At 36.5% G+C, this 13,597-nt stretch carries 14 protein-coding genes; 1 reads left to right on the plus strand and 13 read right to left on the minus strand.

Annotation, left to right across the window (positions count from 1 at the left end):
• Positions 1-65: 65 nt before the first annotated feature.
• The 10 genes from A9C19_RS14295 to A9C19_RS14345 form a co-directional block, all read right to left on the minus strand.
• A complete protein-coding gene (locus A9C19_RS14295; protein ID WP_072580556.1) occupies positions 66-1,490 on the minus strand; it encodes a dihydrolipoyl dehydrogenase family protein in 1,425 nt (474 codons plus the stop codon).
• A gap of 15 nt (positions 1,491-1,505) precedes the next feature.
• Complete coding sequence (locus A9C19_RS14300) at positions 1,506-2,090, minus strand: CDP-alcohol phosphatidyltransferase family protein (protein ID WP_072580557.1); 585 nt, start codon at positions 2,088-2,090, stop codon at positions 1,506-1,508.
• Between the two features lie 9 nt (positions 2,091-2,099).
• Positions 2,100-2,756: a TVP38/TMEM64 family protein gene (locus A9C19_RS14305; RefSeq protein ID WP_072580558.1), complete on the minus strand. Its 657-nt coding sequence runs from the start codon at positions 2,754-2,756 to the stop codon at positions 2,100-2,102.
• A 14-nt stretch (positions 2,757-2,770) separates the two neighbouring features.
• Entirely contained in the window at positions 2,771-3,715 is a 945-nt protein-coding gene (locus A9C19_RS14310) for an ABC transporter ATP-binding protein (protein WP_072580559.1), read from the minus strand.
• A 9-nt stretch (positions 3,716-3,724) separates the two neighbouring features.
• Positions 3,725-5,392, minus strand: a complete 1,668-nt coding sequence (locus A9C19_RS21190; RefSeq protein ID WP_083584389.1) for an ABC transporter permease subunit — start codon at positions 5,390-5,392, stop codon at positions 3,725-3,727.
• A complete protein-coding gene (locus tag A9C19_RS14325; protein WP_072580560.1) occupies positions 5,370-6,614 on the minus strand; it encodes an ABC transporter substrate-binding protein in 1,245 nt (414 codons plus the stop codon). The genes A9C19_RS21190 and A9C19_RS14325 overlap by 23 nt, the downstream gene beginning before the upstream one ends.
• 544 nt (positions 6,615-7,158) lie before the next feature.
• Entirely contained in the window at positions 7,159-8,280 is a 1,122-nt protein-coding gene (gene msrA / locus A9C19_RS14330) for a peptide-methionine (S)-S-oxide reductase MsrA (protein WP_072580561.1), read from the minus strand.
• Between the two features lie 13 nt (positions 8,281-8,293).
• The gene (locus A9C19_RS14335) at positions 8,294-9,325 is read right to left on the minus strand and encodes a sensor histidine kinase (RefSeq protein WP_072580562.1); all 1,032 of its coding nucleotides are present in this window, start codon (positions 9,323-9,325) and stop codon (positions 8,294-8,296) included.
• The gene (locus A9C19_RS14340) at positions 9,315-10,010 is read right to left on the minus strand and encodes a response regulator transcription factor (RefSeq protein ID WP_072580563.1); all 696 of its coding nucleotides are present in this window, start codon (positions 10,008-10,010) and stop codon (positions 9,315-9,317) included. Before A9C19_RS14340 ends, A9C19_RS14335 begins: the two co-directional genes overlap by 11 nt.
• 451 nt (positions 10,011-10,461) lie before the next feature.
• The gene (locus tag A9C19_RS14345) at positions 10,462-10,875 is read right to left on the minus strand and encodes a VOC family protein (RefSeq protein WP_072580564.1); all 414 of its coding nucleotides are present in this window, start codon (positions 10,873-10,875) and stop codon (positions 10,462-10,464) included.
• Positions 10,876-11,036: 161 nt separating this feature from the next.
• Here A9C19_RS14345 and A9C19_RS14350 point away from each other — a divergent pair, with 161 nt between their 5' ends.
• Positions 11,037-12,143: an HD-GYP domain-containing protein gene (locus A9C19_RS14350; RefSeq protein WP_072580565.1), complete on the plus strand. Its 1,107-nt coding sequence runs from the start codon at positions 11,037-11,039 to the stop codon at positions 12,141-12,143.
• Between the two features lie 233 nt (positions 12,144-12,376).
• Here the strand turns inward: A9C19_RS14350 and A9C19_RS14355 are convergent, their stop codons facing one another.
• From A9C19_RS14355 to A9C19_RS14365, 3 genes are all read right to left on the minus strand, one after another.
• On the minus strand, positions 12,377-12,727 hold the full coding sequence (locus tag A9C19_RS14355) for a hypothetical protein (protein ID WP_072580566.1): 351 nt from the start codon (positions 12,725-12,727) through the stop codon (positions 12,377-12,379).
• A 6-nt stretch (positions 12,728-12,733) separates the two neighbouring features.
• Complete coding sequence (gene rpsN / locus A9C19_RS14360) at positions 12,734-13,003, minus strand: 30S ribosomal protein S14 (RefSeq protein WP_072580567.1); 270 nt, start codon at positions 13,001-13,003, stop codon at positions 12,734-12,736.
• Positions 13,004-13,280: 277 nt separating this feature from the next.
• The gene (locus A9C19_RS14365; RefSeq protein WP_072580568.1) at positions 13,281-13,535 is read right to left on the minus strand and encodes a type B 50S ribosomal protein L31; all 255 of its coding nucleotides are present in this window, start codon (positions 13,533-13,535) and stop codon (positions 13,281-13,283) included.
• Positions 13,536-13,597 lie beyond the last annotated feature (62 nt).

Raw genomic sequence — 13,597 nt, forward strand, 5'->3', positions numbered from 1 at the left:
TTTTGGGTCAGCCTCTTTGTCCCTTATTTAAGTTTTAGTTCAAAAGTTCAATCTCTTTTTTTTGTTTATCTGAACCACTTAATATATGTTTTAGTAAGCTTTGGAATAATTCCACTAAACAGCTTCTCTCTCCAGTACAAGTCGGCTGTTCGTTGAATGGCAGCTGCATGGTTTGGGTATGGAAAAATCATTTGAGATAGATCACCTATTTTTTTCTTGTTCTTCATAGCAAAGATGACCGTTTGCATCCAATCTCCAGATCCATTACCAATTGCGTGAGCTCCGATCATATTCCCTTTTGAATTTGTAATTATTTTAACAAGTCCTGAAGTATCGTGATCCGCTACAAAACGATCAACATCTTCTAAAGAAACTTTATACACTGAGTATTCAATTCCCTTGTTCTTTGCTTCCGCTTCTGTAATTCCTACATGAAAAATTTCAGGATCTGTATAAATTATCCAAGGGATCTCATTGTAGCTCATTTTTTTCGGTATTCCCAAGACTACATTTTGGACAACTGTTTTCCCTTCTTCACCGGCCACATGTGTAAAAGGATATTTCCCATTAATATCACCAATGGCATAAATGTGTTTTACATTCGATTGTAGCCTGTCATTGGTTGGAACAAACCCTTTCTCATCCATTTGAACACCTGCTCGTTCAAGCTGAAGTTTGTCACTATTTGGGGTACGTCCTACAGCAACAAGAATTTCATCGAATGTGAATTGCTTCATTGTACCTTTTACGTCAATCATAACGTTCTTTTTCCCATTTTCACGCTTTACTTCCTTCACTTCGGACTCTAAAAGAAAGGTCAATTCTCGTTCAAGGTTCTTACTTGCCACATGGCTAATATCACTGTCTTCTTTGCTAAGCAAAGTAGGTGCACGCTCTACAACTGTTACATTTGAACCAAGTCTTGCCATCGCATGAGAGAGCTCTAATCCAATTGGTCCTGCCCCAATCACAAGTAACTCCTTCGGTAAATGCTCTTGTTTAAAGATCGTTTCATTTGTCCAATATCCAGCTTCTTCAAGTCCTTTAATAGGAGGGACAAAGGGTCTTGAGCCTGTTGCAATCACAATTCTTTTTCCGTATATTTCTTCGTTATGAATGAGTACAGTATGGTCAGACGTAAAGCGACCATATCCTTTGTACAAATCAATCCCCATACTTGTAAATCGTTCATCTGAATCATGCTCTTGAATGACATCGATTGATTTCTTCACACGCTCGTTCACTTGCTTTAAAGTTGTTTCTCCACTTACCGTTAATCCTAAGCTTGTTGCCTTGTTTCTTGCCGTATATAGCTCCTTCGCTGCCTGAATAAATGCTTTTGAAGGAACACATCCGACATGAAGACAATCTCCCCCAAGATTTTGTTCTTTTTCAATTAAAGCAACCTTTGCTCCTAAAGAACTAGCGCCTGATGCAACCGTTAAACCACCAGCTCCACCACCAATGATAATGACGTCATACTTCTTCATGATTTCACACCTCCCTTATGATTGTAGGATTTTTTTTGCTTCCATTAGTCGTTGAAATGCAGTATATAGCTCGATTCCAAAGAAAATCAATGTAACAATCGTTAAATAAGGACTCAAAAGAATCATGAGGGAGAATAATATAAATCCTTCTGTTCTTTCAGCTAACCCTGCTTGATAATAAAAAGATTTCATTCCTTGCTTTTCTGTTACCGCACCGACTGTTAAAAAAATCGTCATAGATACAATAATAGATACACTTAATAATAAGAGGGCCCATTGTGAATCTGGAAAGGCAAATGCTAATCCTAAAATCACACTGATTTCAACTATCCGATCAAATGTAATATCAAGCACCGTTCCCCAAGAGGAAGGCTTTGTTAATCTCGCCATCGTTCCATCTACAGCATCTAAAAAGCCCGAAAACCATAGGGTCAATACAGCTAAAATCGGTTGCTCTAAGAAAATAAACAATCCAGATGATGCCCCTATACCAAATGCAATCCATGTTACTTGGTTGGCTGTTAAACCAAGATTAACTAAGCCCTTTGCTGTTTTCTCAATGGACGGCTGAACATATTTACGTGCATGTGTATCAAGCATACTTCCACCTCACTTTTTTTCTTGTTGATCTAAGAAGGCTTTGAATTTATTTTTAAATAAAGCAGGAATCATCATAACAAGTAAGAAAATAATCACCGCTCCTACGATTGTGACCATGCTATTAGTTGTAGTACTTGCCCCTAAAAAATTATAAGCAAATGTTCCTGGAATAATCCCAATTAACGTCCCCAGTATAAAATGCCATCCTTTTATCTTAGATAATCCTGCTGCATAGCTAATCAGATCAAACGGAAATAAAGGAATGAGGCGTAAAAGAAGGATCGCTAGCAACCCATTTTTCTCTAAAATTCTTTTTATCCTTTCCATTCGTTCCCCAGATTTTTTCTCAACCCATTTCCCACCTATTTTACGTGATACTAAAAAGGAGAGATAGGCTCCTAACGTCGCTCCAGTTATTGTAAGAAGCGTTCCATATAAGGGACCGAGTGCAAGACCTCCAGCTAGAGATAAAACAGAAGCTGGAAATAAAATGAACGGTCGAACCGTATATAGGATGATATAAATGATGGGAGCGAGTATCCCTAATGACAGTATCCATTTTTGTATCATATCAGGAGTGAAATTTAGAACCCTTTGATTGATAAGAATGATAAATCCAACAACCACGATAAGACTTAACATGACGCCTATTGTTTTCTTGTTCATACGTTCACCACCTTTTAAGTACTACTCTCATATAAGTAAACCTCTTGTCCTACCTTAAGTTTTATATCTGTTTCAAGAGTAACTTGTTCGTTAGTGAATTGGATGTCAAAAACAAGCTTAGTCTTTCCACCTTCAAAATACCCTTCAATTACCTCTGCTTTCCAAAAATCACTTTGACCAGAAGGAGGGTGAATAGAAAAGCAGAGTTTTCCTTTCGAAACAAATCGATTATCCCTCCATAAACCACTTCGTAAAAAATGTGATACATATTGATTTTGGGGATATTGATCCAACACTTCCGGTTGTGCCACTTGCTGAATTCGCTTTTCTCCTAATATGGCAATTCGATCACTAAATGCCATGGCTTCCTCCAAATCATGTGTGACGAATAGGACTGTCATCCCTTCATCCTTTAACAACCCTTTCATCCACCGTCTTGTTTCTTTTCGTAGCTCCTTATCAAGGCTTGAAAAGGGTTCGTCTAACAGAAGAACTTTAGGCTTTACGAGCAATGATCGACCTAACGCAACTCGTTGTTTTTGTCCACCGGAAATTTCATGAGGGTAACGTTTCTCAAGATTGAGTAATCCTACTCTTTCAAGCATCTCTTTTCCTAACCGTTCACGTTCTTTACGCCTCATCTTTTGCATCTTCAAACCAAAGGTAATGTTTTCAAGCAAATTCATATGAGGAAACAATAGAGATTCCTGAAACATATACACAACTGGGCGTTTCTGCGGTGATAGCTCTGTTACGGTTTGGTCATCAATAATGATATCTCCACAATCCTGTTCTTCAAGACCAGCCACCATTCTAAGTAAGGTTGATTTCCCGATACCTGAAGGGCCTATGATGGAGAGAATCTCCCCTTTATGAATTGACAGTTCATCAACGGAGAGTACGAGTTCTTCCTTATATGATTTTTGTATTTTCTTAAACTGTATATAAACGTTTTCCATACGTACCACCTAATTTTTTATCATAAGAATAACTTTCAACATCCCTTCTAACAGGAGCCAAATAATAATAGGGACGATAACAAACAGAATCGCAAAACTCGCTATTAATGCATCATCTGCCGTTTGGAAGAAGGGAAAAAAGATTATAGCCATAGTCGTAACACTTCCTCCACCAATCAAAGCTGTTAGCAAATATTGTCCTAACGAAATAACTGTCACTAAAAAAGTAACACTACGAATACTTTGCCGAAGCTGGGGAAGATAAACGGCTAGAAAAACACGTACAGAATTTGCACCTAGTGAGATAGCCACCTCTTCTTGCTTTTTCCCTATTCTTTCAAAAGCAGCGCGTAATATCTTAATCGTATATGGAAGTGTCGGTAAAAGGTGAACCAGTACAACGCCAAAAATTGTATTAGTTAGACCTAGTTGAATAAATACTAAATGAAGTCCCATCGCTACTGTAATTGTCGGTATTAAGATAGGAGCTAAAAGAATCGCTGCTATGGTAGCTTTCCCTTTAAATTGATAAAAGGCCATGGCTTTTGCAGCTGGTATTCCCATAATTAAATTTAGCAACAAAACGAATAAAACAATGAAAACACTTGTTGATACTGCTTCCCAGATTGCTGTTTGATTGTCAAAAAGAACACTCCAGGCTCTCAAACTTACCTCTATCGGAAACAACTCCCCAAAATTCCACCTTCTCACGAAACTAGTCAAGATTAGGAGAATTGTAGGACAAAGAATGAAAAAAGCTAGAATGTAAAATGTCATCTTTGAAAGAGATGTATTCACTGGTTTTCGTTCTACAGTTCCATAAGATTGGCCAAGATAGTCTCTTTGTTTTTTTGTAAGGAAAAACGTAACGAAAACAAAGAATAGGATGGTAATGGTTGTAACAATCATTGAAGCAAATGCGTATGGCTGCTTCGACCAATCAGAACCAAAAAACCAATCATAGCTTAATACTGGTAGCATCTTTGGATAGGTTGCGTCCAATAAAGCAGGCACTTCATAAGCTGCAATGACAAAAGCAAAGATGATAAAAAACGTTTCAAGCAAAACGGGGATCACAAATGGCCATTCCACATATCGGAATACTGCCCATTTCTTGCCTCCTAATGTGTAGACAAGCTCTTTTTGCGAAAAAGAAAGCTGTTGATAAACTGGCAATAGCATTAAAATAACAAATGGAACTTCCTTGGCTACATAGGTAAGGATTATTCCAATTCCATGTGGATCCTTAAAGAAAATAGGAAAATCACTAGCTTGGTTCGTTAATCCCAGCCAAAGAGAAATGGAGGAAAGGATTCCTGTTTGTGAAAATAGTAGAAAGAGCATATACCCCCAAATAAAATGGGGAAAAAGCATCGGTAACCATGCTACTAATCTTGGGAAAAAGCGCTCTAATATCGGATAGCTTGCTTTTACTAGGAAAAAACCAATCACAATAGAGAGTAATGTAGAAAAAAACGCTATTTTCAAACTATAAAATAATGAATCTGTGAATGTTCTTTCATTTATTAAATCTACATAGACCTCAAAGGTCGGTGTTTGATTGTATTGAATACTTTCTAAAAACGCCATCATCATTCCGCAGCAGACAAACAAAACGGTGAATAGTACGGCTGGTGCTAATAATAGATAGTGTTTATTTTGTTTGTACCACTTCATTCACCCAATTCTCCTTCAGCCACGTTACATACTCTGCATGTATTTCTGGTTTGATATATTTTTTTAACGTTTCAGCTGGTAACACAGAATCTCCACGATCAATAGCTTCTAAGCTTGCTTTTTCTTCAGACGAAAGCTTTAAAGGATCTAATACTGTATTATCTCCCCAATATGTTGAATCCAGCTTGGTTAATTGTGCATCAGGTGTAAGAAGGAAATTAATAACAGTCATAGCTCCTTGCTTATTTGGACTATTGAACGGAATCGCTAAGAAATGAGTATTCCCAATCGAGCCTGATTCAAGAATAAAGGATTGCGTTGATTCAGGAAAAATGCCTTTTTCAATAAATTTTTCCGCTCTCGCCTCATTGTAGCCCATGGTCATATATACCTCACCTTGACTATATAATCGATCAAGCTCCGTTAAATTGTTAGGATAGGTTTTCCCTTCTCTCCAAAGATATGGCTTTACTTCATTAAGGTACTCCCACATTTCTTGACTATTTTCTTTTGCAAAATTTTCGTCATAGCCTGTATCTAAAATCTTTTGCACATCACCAACAGATTCATAGAACAATTGGCGTAAAAAAGCATTTCCGGAGAAATCTGATGGATCAGGATACGTAAATTTACCAGGGTTCTCTATTACCCATTGCTTTAATTCTTCGAACGTACTTGGAGGATTTTTCACTTTTTCCTCATTATATTGAAAGGCAAATTGAACCTTTCCCCACGGCACTTCTAACCCCTCAACTTCTGTTCCAAAATCATATTGAACGTCTAACGCTTCCATATCTACATATTTTTGGACATTGGGAAGTATTTCTGTAAAAGGTCCATATATAAGCTCGTTTTCCTTTGCATTTTTAAAATTCTCACCATTAATCCAAATAATATCCATATTTCCTTCTGTTTGGTTCGCTCGCTTCTCGTTAATAAGCTTCTTCAATTGCTCTGGTGTATCCATTGGGACTCTCTCGAAAGTAATACCGTATTTCTCTTCCACACGAGGTGCCACCCATTCATCCATGTAGCGATTAATTCCTTCATCTCCACCCCACATGTACATTCTTACCGTTGTTCCCTCTGCCTCGTTTTCAATGTCTGTCCATTCCATTTTTTGTAGACTATTTGTTTCCTTATCTCGATCACTTTCATTTGCACATGCTGTTAAGACGAATAATAATATCAACATGCTTCCGACAATTTTTATTTTTTTCATATCATCAACCCCTTTTCATTACGAAATCCATCATTACCCTTACAGATAATTTGCCAAACCGACCTCTTAAATGACATAAGGTAAACCAATCATAGCAAACGATTGCGTCTCAAACTGTAAGTCGGATTACATTTATTACTCTTTACACCTCTTGGCATTAAACTGTTTTCTTACATGTTGATTTTATCTACTAACTAGATTCTTTAATTAAAGTATTCTGGAAAGGAAGAAAAAGCTATGTACAACACAGGGGACTCCTTACTCAGCACTTCAAGGGATCTATTATGTAAAAACATCTAGCCTATAGAAAACAGTAAACTCATCTTTCTCCTCATTTATACGAGAATACTGTTTACTTGATTTGTTCTGCAAGCTTCGATGGGTTTAAAGCAACTTACTATTCCCTTATTTTCTTTTACATAAACGAATAATAAAGAAGACCAACGGGAAAGATACTTGTAGCTTTTAAGACACTAAAGCCTTCAAGCTATTTAAGAAGCGAATTCTCCTTAGAATCCGCTTCTTATTTAGTCCTTCTTACTTCCTAATTGAATTCATCAATAAATTCGCTATATCCCTTTTCTGCTAGCTTTTCTTTTGGAATAAATTCCAACGCAGCAGAATTCATACAATAGCGTAAGCCTGTTGGTTCAGGTCCATCATTGAAGACATGACCTAAATGTGAATCCGCATGCTTACTTCTAATCTCCATTCTCTTCGTGAAAAGGGTATAATCCTCTTTTTCAATAAGATTCTCCGGCGCTAAAGGCTTGGTAAAGCTAGGCCAACCTGTTCCACTATCATATTTATCCTTCGAACTAAAAAGTGGTTCACCTGATACAATATCAACATAGATTCCCTCATCTTTTAAATCCCAGTATTCATTATCATAAGGCTTTTCGGTATCATCCTCTTGTGTGACACGGTATTGAATATCCGTTAGCTTATCTTTTAGCTCTTCGTCTGTGTAGGTAGGATACTTGGCGTTTGTAACGGGCTTATACTTTCGATCCTCTCCCCAAACGTTATCAAGAAAATCATCCCTTCCAGAATTATTTCGATAGTATGAGTATTGAAGCTCATTTTTCTTATAATAATCTTGATGATAGTCTTCCGCCTGATAAAAAATCTTTGCTTGCATGATATCTGTGACAATTTCTTTAGTAAACCTTCCAGAATCAATTAAATGCTTCTTTGATTCTTCCGCTAGCTCTTTTTGTTCTTCATTATGATAGAAAATCGCACTAACATATTGTGGACCACGATCGACAAATTGTCCGCCTCCATCTGTCGGATCTATTTGTCTCCAGAACACCTCTAATAGCTGATCATACGAAATAATCTCCGGATCATATTCGATTTGAACAGCTTCTACATGTCCTGTTTGCTTTCCAGAAACTTCATTATAAGTGGGGTTTTTCTCCTCTCCACCTGTATAGCCACTAGTAACTGAATAAACACCATCCAGCTTTTCAAACGGAGGCTCCATACACCAAAAGCACCCTCCCGCAAATGTTGCAATCTCATGTCCTGATAGTGTTTGACTGTTATCAATAGGCTCACTACCTACTGATTTTTCTGTGAAGCTTGCATATATGTTTGGGCCAACTAAAACAACGAGAGCTAACAAGCAAAGAATTCCAATCGTACGTAAGATTTTTTTCACCTTTATCACACCCTTATCTTATCGGTAATATAAACCAGAATATACTTCCCTTTACTCCATCACTTTGAACACCGATTTTCCCATCATGTAGCTCAATGATTTCTTTGCAAATGGCTAACCCTAATCCAGATCCACCCATTTTTTTATTCCTTGATTTTTCCACTCGATAAAACCGTTGAAAAATCTCATGTTGTTCTTCTTTAGGAACACCTGGCCCCTCATCTTCAATTGAAAAATTAAATTGATCGTCTTCTATCCAGCTCCTTATAGTGATGTAGGACTTTAGTGATGAAAAATGGATAGCATTTTGTAAAAAATTTGTCATGACCCTCTTAATATGTAGAGGCATTAATGGAATAGCTGGCATATCTTCTTCGAGACTAACAGTAATATTTATCCCTTTACCTTCTAATTTTCTTTCAAACTGTTGTAACGTTTCAATAATCATTCGATCAATCGATGAAGGAACAGGTGAATACGGAATTTTATTTGTTTCAAGCTCTGATAACTCTAACACCTCTTCAATTAGAGAGCTTAGACGATTTGTTTCTGTTAAGATTGTTCGATAATAATGCTTTCGCGTTTTCTCATCTTCTATAATGTCATCATTAAGTGCAGCCACAAATGAATGTATTGCTGATAGTGGTGTACGTAGGTCATGAGAGACATTGGCAATTAGTTCGCTTTTAAATCGCTCCGATTTCTTTAACTCTTCGAACATGAATTCAATCTTTTCTGACATGTGGTTAAAATTTACGGCTAGTTCCTTCATTTCTGCTGGACCTTCCTCTATCACCTTACTATTAAAATCTCCATTTGCCATTTTTCTTGCTTCCCTTGTCATTTGTTTAACAGATTTTAATAAGGGAGATGTAATAAAAAGATTTACACCAATTGATAGAATACCTGCTAGTAACGTAATAATGGTTAAGATGAGAATAACCTCATTTGAAAAAAACATCTTTGCATAGGCAAAACTGAGGAAAACTAAAATAACAAGTAAGGAGATTATATTGGCTAACAGTAGTAATGTTCTAATTTTCATCTTTAGCTCCCTCAAATTTATAGCCAATTCCCCAAATTGTTTTTATCCATTGTGGCTGTGAGGGATCCTTTTCAATCTTCTCCCTTAATCTACGAATATGAACATTTATTGTGTTCGCATCACCAAGATATTCATAGCCCCACAACGTTTCGAGTAACTGAGATTTTGAAAAAACCTGTAATGGGTGAAAGGCTAATAAAGCTAACAAATCAAATTCTTTCACCGTCATATCAATGGGTATGTCATTTACCGTGACAAGTCTTTTCTGTTTATCAATATAAAGGTCACCTTGCCGGAAGATACTACCTTTTTCCTCCTCAACACTGCTTTTCATTCTTCTTAATACATTCTTTACTCGAAGAAGAAGCTCTCTCGGACTAAATGGCTTAGTAACATAATCATCCGCTCCAATGGTCAGCCCATAGATCCGGTCTTTCTCTTGCCCAAGAGCTGTTAACATAATAATCGGAGTATCATGTTGCTTTCTTACTTCCTCCGCAACCTGCCACCCATCCATATGAGGCATCATAATATCTAGTATGATTAGGTCAGGTGAATGCATTCTATATTGGGTCAAAGCATCGTTCCCATTTAGAGCGGAAAGAACCTCATACCCCTCCAATTCCAGATAACGTGTACAAACATCGATAATATTCTCTTCATCATCCACAATCAACACTTTCATTCTTACAATCTCCTTTAACCACATCTTCTGATTCAAATGAACAAAATCACTCTTCCTAGGAAAGCAGAAGCGATGTTTCCTTACACATATATTTTCACTAAGACTGAACATTTTCTTATAGAAATCTCGATTCCGATTCGTTATTTATCGGCTTCTGTTGGTAAATTTGCGATAACTATAGTGTTCTGTATGAATAAAAAATCACCATACACACCACCTTACATGAAGCAAAACGAAGAAATCAGCTATATGGATCACTATTTTTAAAGTAAAATGTTCTTGTTTCTCCTTTAAAGATAGTATAAAAAGAAAACCTTATACAAACTTTACGCAATTCTTAACTTTTTCTTAAATCAAATGAATGTTGACCATGGGGGATTTTTATAGAGGTATTGATGAAAAACGAGGAAGGCGCAATCTGTTATGATTACACCTAAAATGAGTATGCTACCTAGGATTGTTTTGTAAAATTCAAATCCCAAATGACACCAAAAATATCTTTTACCTTAGCAAATTTAGCTCCCCAGAAGGTATCTTGAAGTTCCATCAAAACGGTTCCTTCTTTACTAAGTGATTGATAAACAGCTAGAATTTCTTCTTCTGATGTAAACTCAAGTGCAAGTGAAATGTTGTTCCCTACTTCAACTATTTGGTTTAGAAATACATCAGAGAACATTAAAAGCAAGCTTCCCTTTTCAAGTCGAGCATGCATAATTTTGTCATCCATTTCAGGTGGTGTAGGGAAATCAGCTTCCCCAAATGTTTGTACGTTTGTTATTTCCGCTTGAAAAAGATTTTTGTAAAATTCTATCGCTTCTTTTGCATTTCCATTAAATGTTAAGTAAGGTGTTGCTTGCTGATTCACTTAAACCACTCCTTCGTATAGTATGAATTCATTACTAGTATATCCTATTTTACATGCAATATAAAGAACGTACGTTCGATAAAGCGTGCAAATCTATGATTTTCTCAAACCATATTCCATAGTAAAATAAAGGAGATTTTATTTAAGGGAGTAGGTAAATAATGAGAATGGTATCGATCCATAATTGTGAGGAAGGAATGATTTTGGCTAAGCCGATCTATGATGAAAAAGCTAGAATTCTTCTAAACATCGGAACTAACTTAACTGCCAACCATATTGATCGATTAAAAAAACGAATTTCGTTTCTTTATGTAAAATCAGAAATGACTGATGATATCGTTCAAATTAAAGAAGATATACCTTTTGAACTGCGCCTAAAAACCGTTTCTTCAATATCAAGCGTTTTCACTGACTTATCCAAAGAGAAACAGCAGACAAAAAAGACAATTACATCTCGTGTTAATAACTTTAAAAATCTAAAGGAAACATTCACAAAGGTCGTTCATGAATTACAGCATTCACACGATCATCTCAATCTCATCTCGCACTTACAACTCAATAACGACTCTATTTTTGAGCATTCATTAAATACTAGCTTGTACTCCCTCTCCATTGGAAAAACGCTAGGTATACCAGAGAAATCTCTACATATTTTAGGGCTTGGAGCTCTTTTTCATGACATCGGGAAATTACAATTACCTAAATCATTCATGACAAAGAAAGAGTTGACAGCGGAAGAAAAAGAGATCATGAAAATACATACTGAATTAGGCTTTGAAATGTTAAGAAAGGAATCTGACTTCCACCTGCTAATTGCTCACTGTGCCTATCAGCATCATGAATATATTGACGGAAGTGGCTATCCAAGAGGATTGAAAGGGAATGATATTCATCAATTTGCCAAAATAGTCGCTGTTGCAGAAAAATTTGACGATCTTATTCGACATAAAGCTCTCCTCCCTCATGAGGCGATGGAGGTATTATATGGGTATTGCTATATAAGGTATGACAGAGAAATAATTGATGCCTTTAAAAAAGCCATTGCCATCTTCCCTATTGGTGTCACCGTTACATTAAGCACAGGTGAAAAAGGTGTAGTAGTGGGCTACAACCAAAAGTACCCACAAAGACCAAGGGTACGAATCTTTATGGATAAAGAGGGAAATAAGCTTTCCATTGCTGATTTTTATGATATTGATTTATTAAAGGAATTAACAACCATGATTGTGAAATGTGATGCGGTTGTGGAGCGAAGGGTCGAGAGCTAATAAGTAAGTAAAGTACAAGGCGCCTATTTGCCATTTGAGTGGAGCACCAAGTGGCTTGAGTTCGTCACTTTTATCTACATAAAAAAGCTCCTTTTGATTTTGAAGAAAGTTCAAATTCAGAAGGAGCATATAAATGTAAGCCTCATTTTAAGCACTATCTACTCAAAAACTTATATTCATAGAAATTATCTGGAACCGACTATCTCTATGAATATAACCTAAGGAAAAAAGGTTTAAAATTTTACTACATATGTTTTTTGCTTTTTTTCAGTACGATTATTTACTTTAACATCAGTTACTTCTATCCAGCGATAATCCTTTAGTTTTTCTTCAAGCTTTCTATTTATTTCATCCTCAATTTCATGCATAAAGTGCATCAGATGTTCAAATGACATATGAAACTTATTGGCAGCCTGCTTGTGTGGTGACTGCTCTTTTAGCAACGTCATAAACTGTTCCTTCGTGGTACATTGCTGTGCTAACTGATCCTCTATTTCGACAATAAATTGATACACCTTCTTCTTTTGCCTAGGTAGAGCCGCAATGATGGCTTTGGAAAGGACATTCATGATTTTCTCATTCATGATGAGTTACCAGCTTGCTTTCTTCACACCTGGAATTTGCCCTTTATGAGCTAATTCACGAAAGGCGATTCGAGACATAGCAAACTTACGCATATATCCCCTTGGTCTTCCTGTTACTTGACAACGATTGTGAAGTCTTGCAGGCGCTGAATCTTTAGGTAATTGACTTAACCCAACATAATCTCCTTTTTCTTTCAGTTCTTTTCTTATCTCGCTATAACGCTCGACCATTTTCTGGCGCTTTAACTCTTTCGCAACTTTTGATTTTTTTGCCATAATTTTTCTCTCCTTTAGTGTAGGCTCTACTATGGGCTCTGATTGTTGACTATGTGTTAGATAGAGGCATTCATTCCCGCTCTCAGACCATAAGCCCCTGCGATTTCGCTCCAATCAGTGTTATAAACAACATGAAAACAGCCATAGTTTAAAAAACTTGAAATAGAAAAAAGATACCTGCTACTCTCATCTCAGCAAGTATTCTTCCTCCTGCAATTAAATAATAATCATTACGATTTAGATTTGATTAATCCGTCTTACTTAAAGCTTTAATCTATTATTCACTTTTTTTCATCTTGTATTTTTCTAAGAAGCGATCGACCCTTCCACCTTTATCAGTGAACTTCTGTACACCTGTGTAAAAGGGATGAGTGTCAGAGCTTATCTCAACCTTAAGTAATGGGTACGTGTTTCCATCCTCCCACTCTATTGTTTCATTTGATGTTTTCGTCGATCCTGTTAGAAAAGTAAATCCACTGTTTGTGTCCATAAAAACGACTTTTTGATAATCTGGATGAATAGATGGCTTCAATTTAACAACACCTCTTTTTTATTTGTTATTTATATATTAATCGTAATGATTACGAATTGCAA

The organism is Bacillus weihaiensis, from assembly GCF_001889165.1.
Lineage (GTDB): Bacteria > Bacillota > Bacilli > Bacillales > Bacillaceae > Metabacillus > Metabacillus weihaiensis.